The sequence below is a fragment of the Pseudomonas sp. NPDC090203 genome, from assembly GCF_044746765.1.
GTDB lineage: Bacteria > Pseudomonadota > Gammaproteobacteria > Pseudomonadales > Pseudomonadaceae > Aquipseudomonas > Aquipseudomonas putida_AD.
In genome coordinates this window covers 68901-84583 of record NZ_JBIVCV010000005.1, presented here as the reverse complement: position 1 = coordinate 84583, position 15683 = coordinate 68901, and the positions used below count along the sequence as shown (strand labels likewise).

The 15683-nt window shown below is 62.8% G+C and carries 15 protein-coding genes; 5 read left to right on the top strand and 10 right to left on the bottom strand.

The genetic code is table 11. From position 1 onward, the window contains the following. Nucleotides 1–58 precede the first annotated feature (58 nt). The 3 genes from ACIPO9_RS10275 to ACIPO9_RS10265 form a co-directional block, all read right to left on the bottom strand. Nucleotides 59–1456 carry a class II fumarate hydratase gene (locus ACIPO9_RS10275; protein WP_400780642.1) on the bottom strand — a complete coding sequence of 466 codons (1398 nt, stop codon included), beginning with the start codon at nucleotides 1454–1456 and terminating at the stop codon, nucleotides 59–61. Then, nucleotides 1453–2754, bottom strand: a complete 1302-nt coding sequence (gene dctA / locus ACIPO9_RS10270; protein WP_274136579.1) for a C4-dicarboxylate transporter DctA — start codon at nucleotides 2752–2754, stop codon at nucleotides 1453–1455. The genes ACIPO9_RS10275 and dctA (ACIPO9_RS10270) overlap by 4 nt, the downstream gene beginning before the upstream one ends. A 78-nt stretch (nucleotides 2755–2832) precedes the next feature. Beyond that, complete coding sequence (locus ACIPO9_RS10265) at nucleotides 2833–4188, bottom strand: adenylosuccinate lyase family protein (RefSeq protein WP_274136580.1); 1356 nt, start codon at nucleotides 4186–4188, stop codon at nucleotides 2833–2835. Between the two features lie 115 nt (nucleotides 4189–4303). Between ACIPO9_RS10265 and ACIPO9_RS10260 the strand changes: the two genes are divergently transcribed. Next, nucleotides 4304–5053 carry a GntR family transcriptional regulator gene (locus ACIPO9_RS10260; protein ID WP_400781059.1) on the top strand — a complete coding sequence of 250 codons (750 nt, stop codon included), beginning with the start codon at nucleotides 4304–4306 and terminating at the stop codon, nucleotides 5051–5053. A gap of 118 nt (nucleotides 5054–5171) precedes the next feature. Here the strand turns inward: ACIPO9_RS10260 and ACIPO9_RS10255 are convergent, their stop codons facing one another. Both ACIPO9_RS10255 and ACIPO9_RS10250 read right to left on the bottom strand, forming a co-directional pair. Continuing rightward, nucleotides 5172–6605 carry an NAD-dependent succinate-semialdehyde dehydrogenase gene (locus ACIPO9_RS10255; protein ID WP_400610359.1) on the bottom strand — a complete coding sequence of 478 codons (1434 nt, stop codon included), beginning with the start codon at nucleotides 6603–6605 and terminating at the stop codon, nucleotides 5172–5174. Between the two features lie 132 nt (nucleotides 6606–6737). Then, nucleotides 6738–7010, bottom strand: coding sequence for a helix-turn-helix transcriptional regulator (locus ACIPO9_RS10250; protein WP_274133283.1), 273 nt, complete (start codon nucleotides 7008–7010; stop codon nucleotides 6738–6740). Nucleotides 7011–7384: 374 nt separating this feature from the next. On the opposite strand from ACIPO9_RS10250, the gene ACIPO9_RS10245 reads away from it, so the two are divergent. Together ACIPO9_RS10245 and ACIPO9_RS10240 are read left to right on the top strand one after the other, a co-directional pair. Then, on the top strand, nucleotides 7385–8872 hold the full coding sequence (locus ACIPO9_RS10245; protein ID WP_400780638.1) for a nucleobase:cation symporter-2 family protein: 1488 nt from the start codon (nucleotides 7385–7387) through the stop codon (nucleotides 8870–8872). A gap of 59 nt (nucleotides 8873–8931) precedes the next feature. Beyond that, a complete protein-coding gene (locus ACIPO9_RS10240) occupies nucleotides 8932–9411 on the top strand; it encodes an LEA type 2 family protein (protein WP_274133285.1) in 480 nt (159 codons plus the stop codon). A gap of 141 nt (nucleotides 9412–9552) precedes the next feature. Here ACIPO9_RS10240 and ACIPO9_RS10235 read toward each other — a convergent pair whose 3' ends face one another. Then, complete coding sequence (locus ACIPO9_RS10235; RefSeq protein WP_400780636.1) at nucleotides 9553–10479, bottom strand: carbon-nitrogen hydrolase family protein; 927 nt, start codon at nucleotides 10477–10479, stop codon at nucleotides 9553–9555. 93 nt (nucleotides 10480–10572) lie between these two features. On the opposite strand from ACIPO9_RS10235, the gene ACIPO9_RS10230 reads away from it, so the two are divergent. Continuing rightward, nucleotides 10573–11478: a LysR family transcriptional regulator gene (locus ACIPO9_RS10230; RefSeq protein WP_400780634.1), complete on the top strand. Its 906-nt coding sequence runs from the start codon at nucleotides 10573–10575 to the stop codon at nucleotides 11476–11478. 1 nt (nucleotide 11479) lies between these two features. On the opposite strand, the gene ACIPO9_RS10225 is transcribed toward ACIPO9_RS10230, so the two are convergent. Further along, on the bottom strand, nucleotides 11480–11737 hold the full coding sequence (locus ACIPO9_RS10225) for a hypothetical protein (protein WP_400610369.1): 258 nt from the start codon (nucleotides 11735–11737) through the stop codon (nucleotides 11480–11482). A gap of 202 nt (nucleotides 11738–11939) precedes the next feature. Between ACIPO9_RS10225 and ACIPO9_RS10220 the strand changes: the two genes are divergently transcribed. Continuing rightward, complete coding sequence (locus tag ACIPO9_RS10220; RefSeq protein WP_274133292.1) at nucleotides 11940–12257, top strand: YqjD family protein; 318 nt, start codon at nucleotides 11940–11942, stop codon at nucleotides 12255–12257. A 191-nt stretch (nucleotides 12258–12448) separates the two neighbouring features. Here ACIPO9_RS10220 and ACIPO9_RS10215 read toward each other — a convergent pair whose 3' ends face one another. From ACIPO9_RS10215 to ACIPO9_RS10205, 3 genes are all read right to left on the bottom strand, one after another. Next, nucleotides 12449–12802, bottom strand: coding sequence for a hypothetical protein (locus ACIPO9_RS10215; RefSeq protein ID WP_400780631.1), 354 nt, complete (start codon nucleotides 12800–12802; stop codon nucleotides 12449–12451). A gap of 112 nt (nucleotides 12803–12914) precedes the next feature. Continuing rightward, nucleotides 12915–14252, bottom strand: a complete 1338-nt coding sequence (dctA, locus tag ACIPO9_RS10210) for a C4-dicarboxylate transporter DctA (RefSeq protein ID WP_400780629.1) — start codon at nucleotides 14250–14252, stop codon at nucleotides 12915–12917. A gap of 167 nt (nucleotides 14253–14419) precedes the next feature. Next, nucleotides 14420–15592 (bottom strand): mandelate racemase/muconate lactonizing enzyme family protein, encoded by a 1173-nt coding sequence (locus ACIPO9_RS10205; protein WP_400610372.1) that lies wholly within the window; start codon nucleotides 15590–15592, stop codon nucleotides 14420–14422. Between the last annotated feature and the right edge of the window lie 91 nt (nucleotides 15593–15683).

Genomic DNA, 15683 nt, shown 5'->3' with positions numbered 1-15683 from the left:
CTTGCCGGCGGGAGCGATCTCACGGACGCCCCCGCCGGCAAGCCGTGCTGCTACGTGATCAGAGTGCCAGCGGCCCCACCATCAACTCCGGCCTCACCTGCCGCTCATATTCCTCGGCTGTGATGAACCCCAGCGCCACCGCTGCGGCCTTGGGCGAGATGTTTTCTTCTGCAGCCTTGCGGGTGATCTGCGCGACGCGGTCGTAGCCCAGCAGCGGGTTGAGCACGGTGGCCATCAGCAATGCGTTTTCCAGGTTGGCCGCCAGTTGCCGATGATTGACTTCCAGCCCCTTGACCAGTTTGTCGGTAAAGATCCCGACGCAATGGGCGAGCACGCCAATCGACTGCAACAGGTTGTGAATCAGCACCGGCTTGGCCACGTTCAGCTCGAAGGCACTGGACGCCCCCGCCACCGTGATGGTGGTGTGATTACCCATGACCTGCATGGCTGCCTGCACCAGCACTTCGGCGATAGTGGGGTTGCGTTTGCCGGGCATGATCGATGAGGTCAGCCCGTCGTCCGGCAACAGAAGCTCCCCCAAACCGCAACGCGGACCCGAGCCCAGCAGGCGGATGTCATTGCCGATCTTGCTCAGGGACACGGCCAGTACATTGAGCGCCCCCGAGACCTCCACCAGCGCATCATGGGTGCCCATGCCCTCGAACTTGCTCGGGTTAGGGCTGAACGGCTCATCGGTGATTCGGCTCAATTCCTCGCAGAACGCCTGATCGAACCCCGCTGGCGCATTCAGCCCGCTGCCCACCGCCGTGCCGCCCTGGGGCAATACGCGCAAGCGCGGCAGGCAGCCCTGGAGACGGTCGATGCCATGGCCGATCTGCCGGGCGAAGGCATCGAAAGCCTGGCCCTGGGTCATCGGCACCGCGTCCATCATGTGGGTCCGACCGATCTTCAACACGCCGGCCCAGGCTTGAGCCTTTTCCGCCAGTGCATCGCGCAACTCGCTTAAGGCGGGCAAGAGAGCGTCGCGCAACTGCAAAGTGGCTGAGAGGTGCATCACCGTGGGAAAGCTGTCGTTGGACGACTGCGAACGGTTGACGTGATCGTTGGGGTGCACCGGGTGTTTACTGCCCAGCTCGCCGCCCAGCGTCAGATTGGCCAGGTTGGCGATCACCTCGTTGGCGTTCATGTTGGTCTGGGTGCCGGAGCCGGTCTGCCAGACCGTCAGCGGGAAATGCTCATCGAACTCCCCTGCCGCCACCCGTTGCGCCGCCTGCTCAATAACCTGCGCCATCTCGTGAGGCAACGCGCCGACGCGCTGATTCGCTCGCACGGCGGCGATCTTCTGCAAGCCGAAGGCATGAATCAACGCCGGGGCGAAACGCTCTCCGTGGTTGCCGAACACCTCAAGGGCACGCTGAGTCTGCGCACCCCAGTAGCGATTGGCCGGGATCGTCACCGGGCCGAACGCATCGTTTTCGATCCGCGTGCCGGTCATAGCGCAGCCCCCGGCGCACGGCCCAGTTCACGCCGGTATTCCTCACGGGCGGTCTGCTCGGAGAACTCCCCGGCCCACTTGGCCACGACGACGGTGGCGACGCTGTTGCCGATGGTGTTGCAGGTGGCAATCGCCATGGACATGAAGCGATACACCCCAAACAGCAGCGCCAGCCCTTCGGCAGGCAGCACGCCGACCGCCGTGACGGTGGCGGCGAACACCACGAAACTGCCGCCAGACACCGCCGCCGCGCCTTTGGAGGTGACCAGCATGATCGCGATGATCCCCAGTTGATGTTCCCAGCTCAAGGGCACGCCATAGGCATTGGCAATGAACAGCACGCACAGGGACATGTAGATGGAGGTGCCGTCCAGGTTGAACGCATACCCGGTGGGCAGCACCAGGCCAACACTCTGTTTGGAGCAGCCGAATTTCTCCAGTTTCTGCAGCAGGCGCGGCAAAGCGCTTTCCGAGGACGCGGTGCCCAACACGATGAAGATTTCATCCTTGATGTAATGCAAAAAGCGCCACAGGCTGAAGCCGGACAACCGGCACACCGCGCCGAGAATCACGAAGATGAAGAAAAAGATCGCCACGTAGAACATCAGCACCAGGTTGGCCAGCGACATCAGCACCGCCGTGCCGTTGCTGCCCACCGCGTAAGCCACCGAACCAAAGGCACCCAATGGGGCGAACTTCATGATCAGGTTGATGAACTCGAAGAAGCACTCGGAGATGCGCGTCAGGCCGTCCTCGATCACTTCACGACGCTCGGGCTTGAGCGCCAGCAGCGCGAAGCCGAACAGCACGGAGATCACCAGCACCTGCAACAACTGGCCACCGGCGAACGCGCCGACGAAGTTGTCCGGAAAGATGCCGTAGATGAAATCCATGGTCGATGCCGGGCCATGGCCCTTGGCGACGGCGGCACTGGCTGCGGCAGCGGTCGCACTGCTCGGATGGGCGTCGTGCATGCCCGAGCCGATGTTCAGCAGGTTGCCCCAGATCAGGCCGATGGCCAGCGCCACCGTGGACAGCACTTCGAAGTAGATCAGCGCACGCAGGCCGACCTTGCCCACCCGCTTGATGTCCCCCGCCGACGCGATGCCGTGCACCACGGTGAAGAACACCAGGGGCGCGACGGCGGTCTTGATCAGCTTGAGAAAGATGTCACCGAGAATCTTGAAGCTGGCCGCCGTTTCCGGGGCGATAAAGCCAAAGGCGATGCCCAGGACCATGGCCGCGACGACCTGGAACGTCAGGTCGCGGTAGAACGGTTTTTTACCGGTAGAAGACATGTTGGCGCTCTCATTGTTTTTATCGGGCACAGATAGCGAAACACCGGGCCTGCAACCTGGCAGGCCCGGTTCAACCGGTCAGCGCTTGACCGAACCTTCACGGGCCAGCGCGCGATCGACCATCTGCGGCGCCAGGCCCAGGTAATTGCAGGGGTCGGTCAGGCGTTGCAGCTCGGCCAGGTCCAGGCGCTCGGTGACTGCGCCCTGGGCCACCAGCGCATCGAGCAGGCTGATGTTTTCGTCATTGGCCACGCGGCAGGCGGCGTACACCACATCGTGGGCCAACTGGCGCCCCAAGGCCGGCGCCAGGCCCATCATCACCGCTTCAGCGACGATCAGACCTTGAGTCATGTTGAGGTTCTTGAGCATGCGCTCCGGGCGCACTTCAAGGCCGGCCAGCATGAACTTCGCCTGGCCCAGAGAGGCGGCGCTCAGGGCGAAAGCTTCAGGGATGGCAATCCATTCCGCCTGCCAGGGCCCGGTGGAGCGCTCGAAATCCTGAATCATCGCATCGAGCATCAGCCCCGCCTGCTGGCGCACGCCCTTGGCTGCCGCGTACATCAGCTCGCAGGAGATCGGGTTGCGCTTCTGCGGCATGGTGCTGCTGGCGCCACGGCCCTTGACGAACGGCTCGTAGGCCTCGCCCAGCTCGCTGGTCATCATCATCATGACGTCCAGCGCCACCTTGCCCAGGGATGCGGTGACCAGGCCGAGGAAGTTCAGGGTTTCGGCCAGGCCGTCGCGGGCCACGTGCCAGGTCGCCTGCGGCACGCCCAGGCCCAGTTCGTCCATCAGCGCTTCCTGCACTTCCAGCCCTTTGTCGCCCAGGGAGGCCAGAGTGCCCGCCGCGCCGGCGAATTGCCCCACTTCCACCCGCGGACGCAGCTCCACCAGACGCTCGGCATGGCGGTCGAACATGCTCAGCCACACCGCGCACTTGTAGCCGAAGGTGATCGGCAAGGCGTGCTGCAGATGGGTACGGCCCGCCATCGGCGTGTCGCGGTACTTCTGCGCAAGACCGGCCAGCAGGCCACGCACGGCCTGAATGTCACGCTCGACCAGCGCCAGAGCGGCACGGACCTGCAACACGACCGCAGTGTCCATGATGTCCTGGGTGGTGGCGCCCCAGTGCACGTAGCGCCCGGCCTCACCGCAGGTTTTCGACAGTTGCTCCACCAGCGGCAGGATCGGGTAACCGACGATCTCGGTCTCGTGCTGCATCAGCGCAAGGTCAAGGGATTCGAAGGTGGATCTGGCAGCGATCTGTTCAGCGGCCTCGGCAGGGATCACGCCGCAGCGGGCTTCGGCGCGGGCCAGCGCTACTTCGACTTCGATATAGCGCTCGATCAGCGCCTTGTCGGAGAACACTTCACGCATCTCGGCGGTGCCGAACATGTCGCGGAACAGGGCGGAATCAAAAACGGTAGTGGACATGGAGAGGGTCCCAAATGTTGTTATTGGCCGTACATATTTATTATGTCCGTACATAATTATTACCCCCTGCCCTGATACACTGTCAACTCGTCGTTGGGAGAGCTCGATGGAAGGCATCAATCAAACGCGTTACGCCGTGGTCGCCAGGGACTTGATGGAAGGCATCAGTAACGGCCGCTATCCGGTGGGTTCACTGCTGCCGACGGAATTCGAGCTGTGCGAGCTGTACGAGGTCAGCCGCCACACCGTGCGCGCGGCCATCACCCAGTTGCAGAACCAGGGCATGGTGTCGCGCCGCAAGCGCGTCGGCACCCGTGTCGAAGCGGCGACGCCCAGTGGGGGTTATTCGCAGTCGCTGGCGTCGGTGGCGGATCTGGTGCATGTGGCCGAAACCCATATCCGCGATGTGCAGCAGGTCGAGCACTTCGTGGCGGACATCGCCCAGGCCCGGCGTCTGGGGCTGGAGCCGGGTTCGCACTGCTTTTGTATGTCGAGCATCAAGGTCGATGTCGGCCAGCGTCACGCGCCGTTGTGCTGGACGGATGTGTACGCCGATGAGGTCTATGCCAGCGTGATTCCTCTGGCCCAGGAGTGCCCAGGCGAGTTGATCGCGGCGTTGATCGAGCGGGAGTTCGGGCGGCGGATCGATGCGGTGGATCAGCAGGTGCGGCCGGTGCAGTTGAATGCCGACCTGGCGACCCGTTTGAATGCGGCGGCGGGTTCACTGGGGCTGAACATTATCCGCCAGTACCGCGACGATCAGGGTGGTTTGATTGCCGTGTCGGAGACGGTGTATCCCGATGACCGGTTTACCCTGGTGATGCAGATGAAACGCGAGAAGAGAGGCTCGGCGCAGGAACTGTAGGAGCGCGCTTGCTCTGGGCCGCATTCGGACGACCCCGGTGTGTCATTCACACATCCGGATTTGACACACCGCGGTCGCGGGCAAGCGCGCTCCTACAAGGATTGGCGCATCGACATGCTTAGAGGTTGAACACCGTCACCAGCTTGGTGTTCAGGTACGCCTCGATGGCCTCGGTGCCGCCTTCGGAGCCGTAGCCGGAATCCTTGATCCCGCCGAACGGCACTTCGACAAGGCCAATGCCCTGGTGGTTGATCGACAGCATGCCCGCTTCGATGCGCGTGCTGAGGATGTGCGCGGTTTTCATCGAGGTGGTGAACGCATAAGAGGCCAGGCCAAACGGCACGCGGTTGGATTCCTTGACCGCGTCTTCGACCGTGTCGAACGGCACGATCAGCGCCAGCGGGCCAAAAGGTTCTTCGCTCATGGCGCGCATGTCGGTGGTCAGGCCACTGAGCACGGTCGGTTCGAAGAAGTAGCCAGGGCCGTCGATCGCCTTGCCACCGGTTTCCAGCTTCGCGCCCTTCTCACAGGCGTCCTTGACCAATGCCGCCAGTGCCGGAGCACGACGCTCGTTGGCCAGCGGGCCCATGGTCACGCCCTGCTCCAGGCCGTTGCCCACGTTCACTTCACGGGCCAGACCGACGAACTGCTCGACGAACCGCTCATACACGCCACGTTGAACCAGGATACGGGTCGGCGAGACGCACACCTGGCCTGCGTTACGGAACTTGGCGCCTGCCAGAGTGCGGGCGGCCAGGTCGATGTCAGCGTCGTCGAACACCAGCGCCGGCGCATGACCACCCAGTTCCATGGTGGCGCGCTTCATGTGCTGACCGGCCAGCGCGGCCAGTTGCTTGCCCACCGGGGTGGAGCCGGTGAAGGTCACTTTCTTGATGGTCGGATGGGCGATCAGGTAGCTGGAAATCTGCGCCGGGTCGCCAAACACCAGGCCGATCACACCGGCCGGAACGCCCGCATCGATGAACGCGCGGATCAGCTCTGCAGGGGACGCCGGGGTTTCTTCCGGGGCCTTGACGATGATCGAGCAACCGGCGGCCAGTGCCGACGACAGCTTGCGCACCACCTGGTTGATCGGGAAGTTCCAAGGCGTGAAGGCAGCCACTGGACCTACCGGCTCCTTGATGACTTTCTGCTCGACCGAAACATTGCGCGAGGGCACCAGGCGGCCATAGGCGCGACGGCCCTCTTCGGCCAGCCAGTCGACGATGTCGGCGGCGGACAGGGTTTCCATGCGCGCTTCGGCCAGTGGCTTGCCCTGCTCCTGCGTCATGATGCGAGCGATCTGGTCGGCGCGTTCACGCAGCAGGTTGGCGGCTTTTTGCATGATCTTGTAGCGATCGTAGGCCGGGGTGCTGCGCCAGGTTTCGAAACCGCGCTCGGCGGCGGCCAGCGCCTGGTCCAGGTCGGCAACGGAGGCATGGGCCACGGTGCCCAGGGTTTCGCCGGTGGCCGGGTTGAGCACGGCGATGGTGCGGCCATCTTCACTGGCGCGCCATTGGCCGTCGATGTACAGCTGAACGTCTGGGTACATAAAGAAGCTCCGAATGCGCCTGTCGCAGGCAGGAGAAGGAAGAAAAAGCGTAGGCCGGGCAATTTACTGGCGTATGCCGATAACGGTCAAGGACCTTTATATGATGACTGACCAGCTCGTCTCGGCAGAACCTCAGCAGAACTGCATCAACTGCTGCGCATAGGCGCGCAACACGTCGCGTTGCATGGCGAACCGGGCGTACTTGCCTTCGCGCAGAGTGTTGATCAGCCCGGCTCGCTCCAGCTCCTTGGTGTGGTGGGACACCGTGGCGGCGCTGACCGGGTGCACCTTGAGCAGTTCGGCGCAGGGCACCGGCTCCGTGGACGCGCTGATCTGCAGCAGAATCTGATAGCGCCTGCTGTCCGCCAGCGCCCGGGAAATCAGCGCGATTTGCAGGTCTGTCAATGGAAATGGCTCTACAGTGCTCATCAAGATCGATACACCCCGTTTGAAACCTCCTTGTAGAGTCTGAATGCGGACGCGGCCCGAAACCGTGCGTCAGGTTGGACGCCCGAGTGCGGCTCAGGTTCAGTGCGACAGAATAAGCGGGTATCGCAGACCCGCGAAGCATTTTCTGGCATTCTGCGCGGCCTTTTCCTACGGCCCTGCTTCTCGCTCATGGCATCTTTTTGCACACAATCTGCAAATGAATTGTTTTTCAATGTGTCGACATGTTGTAGAGTCGCAAAACCTGACCCAGTAGACAGCTTTTGTATACAGGCCAGGCCAGCGTCAACTGCAAAGCCCACGACCGAATAAAAACAACAGGCAGGCTAACCATGACCACAGCTCACAGCACGCCCCCGACGCACCCTGCGTCCCGTAAGACAGACCTGATCTACGGCCTCAACGACCGACCGCACTTCACGGCGGCGATCTTCGCCGCGCTGCAACATGTTCTCGCGTCCTTCGTCGGCATCATCACCCCTACCCTGATCGTCGGCAGCGTTCTGGGGCTGGACAGTGAAGTGCCCTACCTCATCAGCATGGCGCTGTTCGTCTCAGGCCTGGGCACCTTCGTCCAGGCCAAGCGTTTCGGCCCCATCGGCTCGGGGCTGTTGTGTCTGCAAGGCACCAGCTTTTCGTTTCTGAGCGTGATCCTCAGCGCCGGATTCTTGGTCAAGAGCCGCGGCGGCGGCACCGAGGAAATCCTCTCGACCATCTTCGGCGTGTGCTTCTGCGCGGCGTTCATCGAAGTCGCCCTGAGTCAGTTCATCGGCAAGCTGCGCAAGCTGATTACCCCGGTGGTGACCGGCACCATCATCACCCTGATGGGCCTGTCGCTGCTCAAGGTGGCGATGACTGACATGGCCGGCGGCTTCGGCGCCACCGACCTGGGCTCGGCCACCAACCTGGGGCTGGCCGGCCTGGTACTGGCTACCATCGTGATCCTCAATCGTTTCAATATTCCGTTGCTGCGCCTCTCGGCGATCATCATCGGCCTGACTTTGGGCTTCTTCGTGGCCTGGTATCTGGGCCGGGTGGATTTCGCCAAGATGCCGAATGTGCCGGTGATGAGCATTCCGGTGCCGTTCAAGTACGGTTTCTCGTTCGATCTGCTGGCCTTCATTCCGATTGCGGTGATTTTCCTGGTCTCGCCGCTGGAAGCTGCGGGCGACCTGACAGCCAACTCGATGATTTCCCAACAGCCGGTGAGCGGCCCGGTGTATATCCGCCGGATCAAATCGGGCTTGCTGGCCGACGGCCTCAACTCGGCGATGGCCGCCACCTTCAACAGCCTGCCGATGGTGACCTTCGCCCAGAACAACGGGGTGATTCAGCTCACGGGCGTGGCCAGCCGCTACGTGGCGTTCTTCATTGCCGGCATCCTGGTGTTGCTGGGGCTGTTCCCAATCATCGGCGCGGTGCTGCAATTGATGCCCAAACCGGTACTGGGCGGCGCCACGCTGATCATGTTCGGCACCGTGGCCGTGGCGGGGATCAAGATCCTTTCCGAGGCCGGTCTGCATCGGCGCAACATGCTGATCGTGGCGATCTCTTTGGGGATGGGCCTGGGCGTGGCGGCGGTGCCTGAGGTATTGCGCGAACTGCCCAAGGCGCTGCACAACATCTTCGAATCGCCCATCACGGTGGGCGCCTTCTGCGCGATCATCCTCAATATCTTCCTGCCCGAGGAATACCAGGATGAAGAGGAAGTCACCGAGTTCGACCCCGAGGCTTCCACCGTCAAGGTCCTGCAAGACCCGCAACAGCCGGGCGACGGCGAACCTCTGTCGGCGCGCGCGGTCGCAGAGTTGAACCGCTAGGCTCAACGGCAGGGGCGCAATCGCGCCTCTGCCATGCCTTGGTAACCGGAGCGCCGTCAATGCCGCGACACCCCTTCCGCACCCTGTGTACCTGTGTGCTGCTGCTGGCCCTGAGCGCCTGTGCGCTTTTTCCCAATCGCGATCCGTTGAACATCAACGTGGTGGGCATCGAGCCGCTGCAAGGGCAGGACCTGGAAGTGCGCTTCGCCGTGAAACTGCGCCTGCAGAACCCCAACGACGTGGACATCCAGTACGACGGCGTGGCACTGAACCTGGACGTCAACGGCAAGCTGCTGGCCTCCGGCGTTAGCGACCAGAAAGGCACCATCGGGCGTTTTTCCGAGGGTGTTCTTACGGTGCCGGTGACGGTGTCGGCGTTTGCCGCGTTGCGTCAGGCAGTCGGGCTGACAGAACGCCAGAGCCTGGACAACCTGCCCTATGAACTGCACGGCAAGCTCGCGGGCGGGTTGTTTGGCACCATGCGTTTCTACGATAGCGGAACCCTGAGTTTGCCGCAGCCGGCGAGTGGGGAGTGGTGATCGGCGCGACTGGACGCCACAATCCTATGTAGGAGTGAGCTTGCTCGCGATAGCGTTGTGTCAGTCAACGCTGGCGGCACAAGCAAACCGCCATCGCGAGCAAGCTCACTCCTACGGGGTCGGGGTGACTTGAAGGGGTTGTCAGTCCTTGACGAACCGCACCCCGGGCTTGGCCCGTTCATCCACCACCAACTCGAACACATCCGGCCGCGCGTAGTGGCCGACCACGTCGAAATCGTAGCGGGCGCGCACCAGTTCGTCGGTGTCGATCTCGGCGGTCAGCAGGCCGCGCTCGCCCACCAGCGGCCCTGCCAGCACCTCGCCCATGGGGCTGACGATCACACTGCCACCATTAATCAGCGGACGTTCGGCAGGCCAGTTGGCAACGTCGAGGCCCAGCGCCTGCGGCGAGTCCTGAACCTGGCAGGCGCTGATCAGAAACACCCGGCCTTCCTGGGCAATGTGGCGCATGGTGCACTGCCACATCTCCCGCTCGTCCACCGTCGGCGCACACCAGATCTGCACGCCCTTGGCGTACATCGCCGTGCGCAGCAGGGGCATCTGGTTTTCCCAGCAGACGGCAGCGCCGATCCGCCCGGCCTTTGCGTCGATGACCGGCAAGGTCGAACCGTCACCCTTGCCCCAGATCAGCCGCTCGGTGCCGGTGGGCATCAGCTTGCGGTGCTTGGCGACCAGCCCGCCGTCCGGCTCGAAGAACAGCACGGTGCAGAACAGGCTGCTGCCTGAACGCTCGATCACACCGATTACCAAGCTGGCTCCGGTACGCGCCGACAGCTCGCCGAGGGCGTCGGTTTCGGCACCCGGCACATCGATTGCGTTTTCAAAATAGCGGGCAAAGGCATCGCGCCCTTCAGGCAGGCGATAACCCAGTTGAGTGCCGAACGTCTCGCCCTTGGGGTAGCCGCCGAGCAAGGCTTCGGGCATCACCACAACACTGGCGCCCGCCTCGCGAATGGCCGACTCGTAAGACAGGATCTGCGCCAGGGTCTCGGCCTTGCCGCCGGGTAAGGCGCCGATCTGCAACGCAGCAACGATGGACTTGCTCATAAGGGGTACTCCTTGTGATGTGAATGCGGGATCTGTTGCCAATTCTCCGCCTCACCCTCAACATGAATAAACCCCTCGCCAGTTGTGAATGATATGAGCAGCATGAATATCGCCAGCGTCGACCTCAATCTGCTTAAAGTCTTCGAAGCCCTGCACGATGAGGCCAGCGCCAGCCGCGCGGCATTGCGCCTGGGCGTCACGCAATCGGCGGTCAGCGCCTCGTTGCGCCGACTGCGCGAGGTGTACGACGATCAACTGTTCGTGCGCACAGGCCGTGGGCTGGCGCCGACCCTGCGGGCCAACCAGCTCAAGCCGGTGGTCTCTGACGCGCTGAACAAGTGCCGGCAAAGCCTGGCGATGGTCGAGCCCGAGGGCAGTCATTTCGAAGGACGCTCGGTGGCGTTGGGCTGGTCGGATGATTTCGAGATCGCGTTCGGCAGGCGCCTCATGGCGTCGGTGCGGCACAGCGCGCCGGGGTTGCGCCTGATCTTTCGCCAGACCCACAGCCAGATCGTCGGCACGGCATTGATGGAGCGCAGCATCGACCTGGCGGTGGCATCGGGAGGGTTCGCCGAACGGCTGCTCAGCCGCAGGGTGCTGGGGGAAGGCGGCTATCTGTGCCTGGCGGATCCGGCCAGCCTGGCGCCCGGCCAGCGCACATTGAGCCTCGAGGAGTTCATCGCCCGGGAGCAGATTCTGGTGTCGTCGGGCGGCTTCATCGGCATGGTCGACGAAGGCCTGTCGAGCCTGGGCCTGAGCCGCACGGTCTGCGCCTCGACCACCCATTTCGCGGCCTTGCCCTACCTGCTCAACGGCACGGACGCGATTTCGACCATTCCGTCACACGCCGCGCAAGCGGTGGCGCAGATTGCCGGGCTGGCCCTGCTCGAATGCCCCCTGCCGATGCCGCGCTATCCTGTCGAGCTGGGCTGGCGCACCTCCACCCAACTGGACTCGGCGGTGCTCAAGGTGCGCGAGGCGATACAGGGGCTGTTCTGAATCAGCCGCGGGCGGCGGCCACCAGGCGGTTCACTTCGGCGCGCACCATGTTGGCGTACTCGGGCGGCGACATGGCGTCCAGCTCGGCCCGCACCCACTCCGACCATTTGCCCTTGCGCTTGCTGCGCTCGCCCATCAGCCGGGCGGCTTCACCCTTGGACTTGCCCAGGTTGCTCTGCCACAGCTCGAACAGACGGGACTTTTCGTCCTCGATCTCTGCGCGCTCGGCAAGGGACTTGTTGGCCAGGTTGAAACTCATGACGTCTACCTCGATGTGCAAAAACAGAACGCTCGCTCGCCGTTGACTGACGATCGAAAAGCGACAGCATCTTACACCCGGGCGGACAGAAGCTTGCCTTCATTCGTCGCACTTTTTTCCTCGGGCTTGAAATGCCCTGCAACTTTTTCGAAGCGCCAGGACTCCATTGCTCACTGCCATTCTCAACTGAAAGGAAATAGCCATGGCTCGTAAAACCGCTTCCCAGACCGCCGCCGAACAGATCAAGGATCAGGCATTCAGCGAACTGGCGGCCCTGATCGAAGAGTCCGACAAACTGCTCAAGGACAGCGCCGCACTGGTCGGCGAAGAGGCAGAAACCATGCGTGCGCAGTTGAGCCTGAAACTCAAGCAGGCGCTGGATTCGGTGGGCAGCGTGCGTGATCGCACCAAGCCTGCGGTCGAAGCCACCGAAACCTACATCGGCGGCCACCCATGGCAGACCGTGGCGATCTCGGCCGGCTTCGGCCTGGTGGTCGGTCTGTTGCTGGGCCGTCGTTGATACGACCCGGACAATCCCTGTAGGAGCGCGCTTGCCCGCGAAGGCGTCGTGTCAGTCGATACATTCATCGCTGTCAGATCGCGGTCGCGGGCAAGCGCGCTCCTACAAGTTACGGCGACCGGCCGGACACGTTACGGCGACTGGCGGGACAAGTAACGGTAATTGGTCGGACGATGATCCCCGGCGGAAGATTACGGCTTGGGCGGGATCACTTCCAGCTGCGACAAGCGATGCCCCTTGACCAGGGCGGCGTCGATGTCGGTCTTGGATTTTTCAGCGGCGTCCTTCGAGTCGAACGGGCCGATCATCACCACTTCCTTGCCATCGACCTTGACCACATACATGGGGTAATGGTGCTCGACCAGCCAGTAGCTCATGTCGCTCAGGGCTTCTTTCAAGTGAACGCGAATGGTCCACTGATCCGAGGCCGGGGTCGGTGCTTCCGCGACCGAATCAGCGGCTGACACCTTGGGCGTCGGCGCTTGTTTTCCAGCATCGCAGCCTGCCAGCATCAACACCGCCACCATCATTGCCATCTTGCGCACGTCTGTCGCTCCTCATTTGAAGTGGCGCAAGTCTACCATCGCAGGTCATTTCAAGTTGTAACACGGCTGTGTAGCGGGCAGCGGACACCCGCCGACCGCCAGCCCTTGCGCCCTACACCTGCGACTTTCCGACGCGGGCAGTGACCACTGAATCGACGCGCTTGCCCCCCTTGGCCGAGCCTTCATTCATGGCGGCAATTTCACGGGCCGCCTGGGCCTTGTCGAACGAGCCGTCCCACTTGGCGATGGCAATCGTGCCGATGCCGTTACCGATCAGGTTGGTGACGGCCCGCGCCTCGTTGAGGAAGCGGTCGACGCCGAGCAACAGCACCAGGCCTATCATCGGGATACCGTGGAACACCGACAGCGTCGCTGCCAGCGTCACGAAGCCGGCCCCGGCCACGCCCGCCGAGCCTTTGGAGGTCAGCAGCAACACGCCCAGCACCGTCAGTTGATCCCACAGGGTCAGTGGGGTGTTGGTGGCCTGGGCGACGAAAATCGCCGCCATGGTCAGGTAGATGCAGGTGCCGTCCGAGTTGAAGGTGTAACCGGTGGGCAGGACCATGCCGACCACGGATTTTTCGCAGCCCAGTTTCTCGAGCTTGACCATCATGCGCGGCAGCACCGCCTCGGTGGAGCAGGTACCGAGGGTGACCAGGATCTCATCCTTGAAGTAGCGCAGGAACTGCATCAGCGGCAGCCCCGACCAGCGCGCCACGGCGCCCAGGATCACCACGATGAAGATCAGCGTCGTGGCATACAGCGCCACCAGCAGTTGCCCCAGCGACAGCAGCGTGCCGATGCCGTATTTGCCGATGGTGCACGCCATGCCGGCCCCCGCACCCAGCGGTGCAAGGCGCATGACCATCGCCACCACCCGAAACAGGCTTTGCAACAGCATGTCGATGACGTTGACCAGCGGCTTGACCGGCTCGCCGATCTGCACCAGCGCCACGCCCATCAGCACCGAGACCAGAATCACCTGCAGCATCGCGCCCTTGGCAAAGGCGTCGAACAGCGTGGTGGGGATGATGTTCATGAAGAACTCGACCACCCCGCCCTGGGCCGCCGCAGCCTGGGTGTAGCCAGTGATCGCGCTGCCGTTGATGGTGTTGATGTCGATGTTCATGCCCACGCCGGGCTTGAGAATGTTGACCACCACCAGGCCGATCACCAGCGCCAGGGTCGAGAGGATTTCGAAATAGATCAGCGCCTTGGCGCCGATGCGCCCCACTTCCTTGACGCTGCCCATCTTGGCGATGCCCACCACCACTGTGCCGAAAATGATCGGCGCCAGCAGCATCTTGATGAGTTTGATGAAGCCGTCGGCGAAGGGTTGCAGCTTGGCGCCGATATCGGGAAGAAAGAAGCCGACCGCACCGCCGATGACGATGCCGATCAGTACCTGAACGTAGAGCTGGCTGTACCAGCGTGTCGAAGCCTGTTCCATGGGATGCCTCACTGTTGTTTTTGTATGAGGGGAAAGGACAGTTGCACGAAAAGCTTTTCTTGTAGGAGCGCGCTTGCCCGCGAAGGCGTCGTGTCAGTCGATGCATTCATCGCTGTCAGATCGTGGTCGCGGGCAAGCGCGCTCCTACAAAGTGGAATGAGCAGGACTTAGGCGCCCTCACCCAACTCGCGCATCACCGCATACAGCGCCGACTTGGCTTCGAAGCCCACGCCCGGAATGTCCGGCAGGCCGACGTAGCCGTTCTCTACCCGGATGCCATCGGCAAAGCCGCCAAACGGCTGGAACACGTCGGGGTACGACTCGTTGCCGCCCAGGTGCAGGCCGGCGGCGATGTTCAGCGACATCTGGTGACCGCCGTGGGGCACCACGCGGCGCGACGACCAGCCCAGTTCCTGCATCACATCCAGAGTGCGCAGGTACTCCACCAGCCCGTAGGACAGTGCGCAGTCGAACTGCAGGAAGTCGCGGTCCGGGCGCATGCCACCGTGGCGCAGCAGGTTGCGCGCGTCCTGATGGGAAAACAGGTTTTCGCCGGTGGCCATCGGCAGGTCGTAGTGGTTGGCCAGCTCCGCTTGCAGCGCGTAATCCAGCGGATCACCCACTTCCTCGTACCAGAACAGGTTGTAGGGGCGAATCGCTTCGGCGTAGGCGATACCGGTCTTGAGGTCGAAACGGCCGTTGGCGTCCACCGCCAGACGCTGACCGTCGCCCACCACTTCCAGCACCGCTTCGATGCGGCGCAGGTCTTCGGCCAGCGGCACCGCGCCGATTTTCATTTTCACTACGTCGTAGCCTCGATCTAGGTAGCTCTGCATCTCGGCCTTGAGCTTGCTCTGGTCCTTGCCGGGGTAGTAGTAACCGCCTGCGGCATACACCCAGACCTTGTCGTCGGCCACGCCGTTGCGATAACGGTCAGCCAGCAAGCGATACAGCGGCTTGCCCTCGATCTTCGCAACCGCGTCCCACACCGCCATGTCGATAGTGCCCACAGCCACCGAACGCTCGCCGTGACCGCCAGGTTTTTCGTTGGTCATCAGGGTTTTCCAGATGGCGAACGGGTCCAGATTATTGTGCTCCTGGTCGATCAGCGATTCAGGGTCGGCTTCCAGCACCCGGGCCAGGAAACGGTCGCGCATCAGGGCGCCCTGGCCGTAGCGGCCATTGGAGTTGAAGCCGTAGCCGATCACCGGTTTGCCGTCGCGAATCACATCCGTGACCACCGCCACCACCGAGCAGGTCATCTTGGAAAAGTCGATGTAGGCGTTGGCAATGGGCGAGGCAATGGACACGGTTTTCTCGCGAATGTCGACGATGCGCATGGGTCACTCCTGTTATTTTCGAAAGAGGTGCAGCGGTTGACGGGGCCACTCTAGGGCTGGACCTTTGCGCGCGGCCAATGCTAAAAACGCG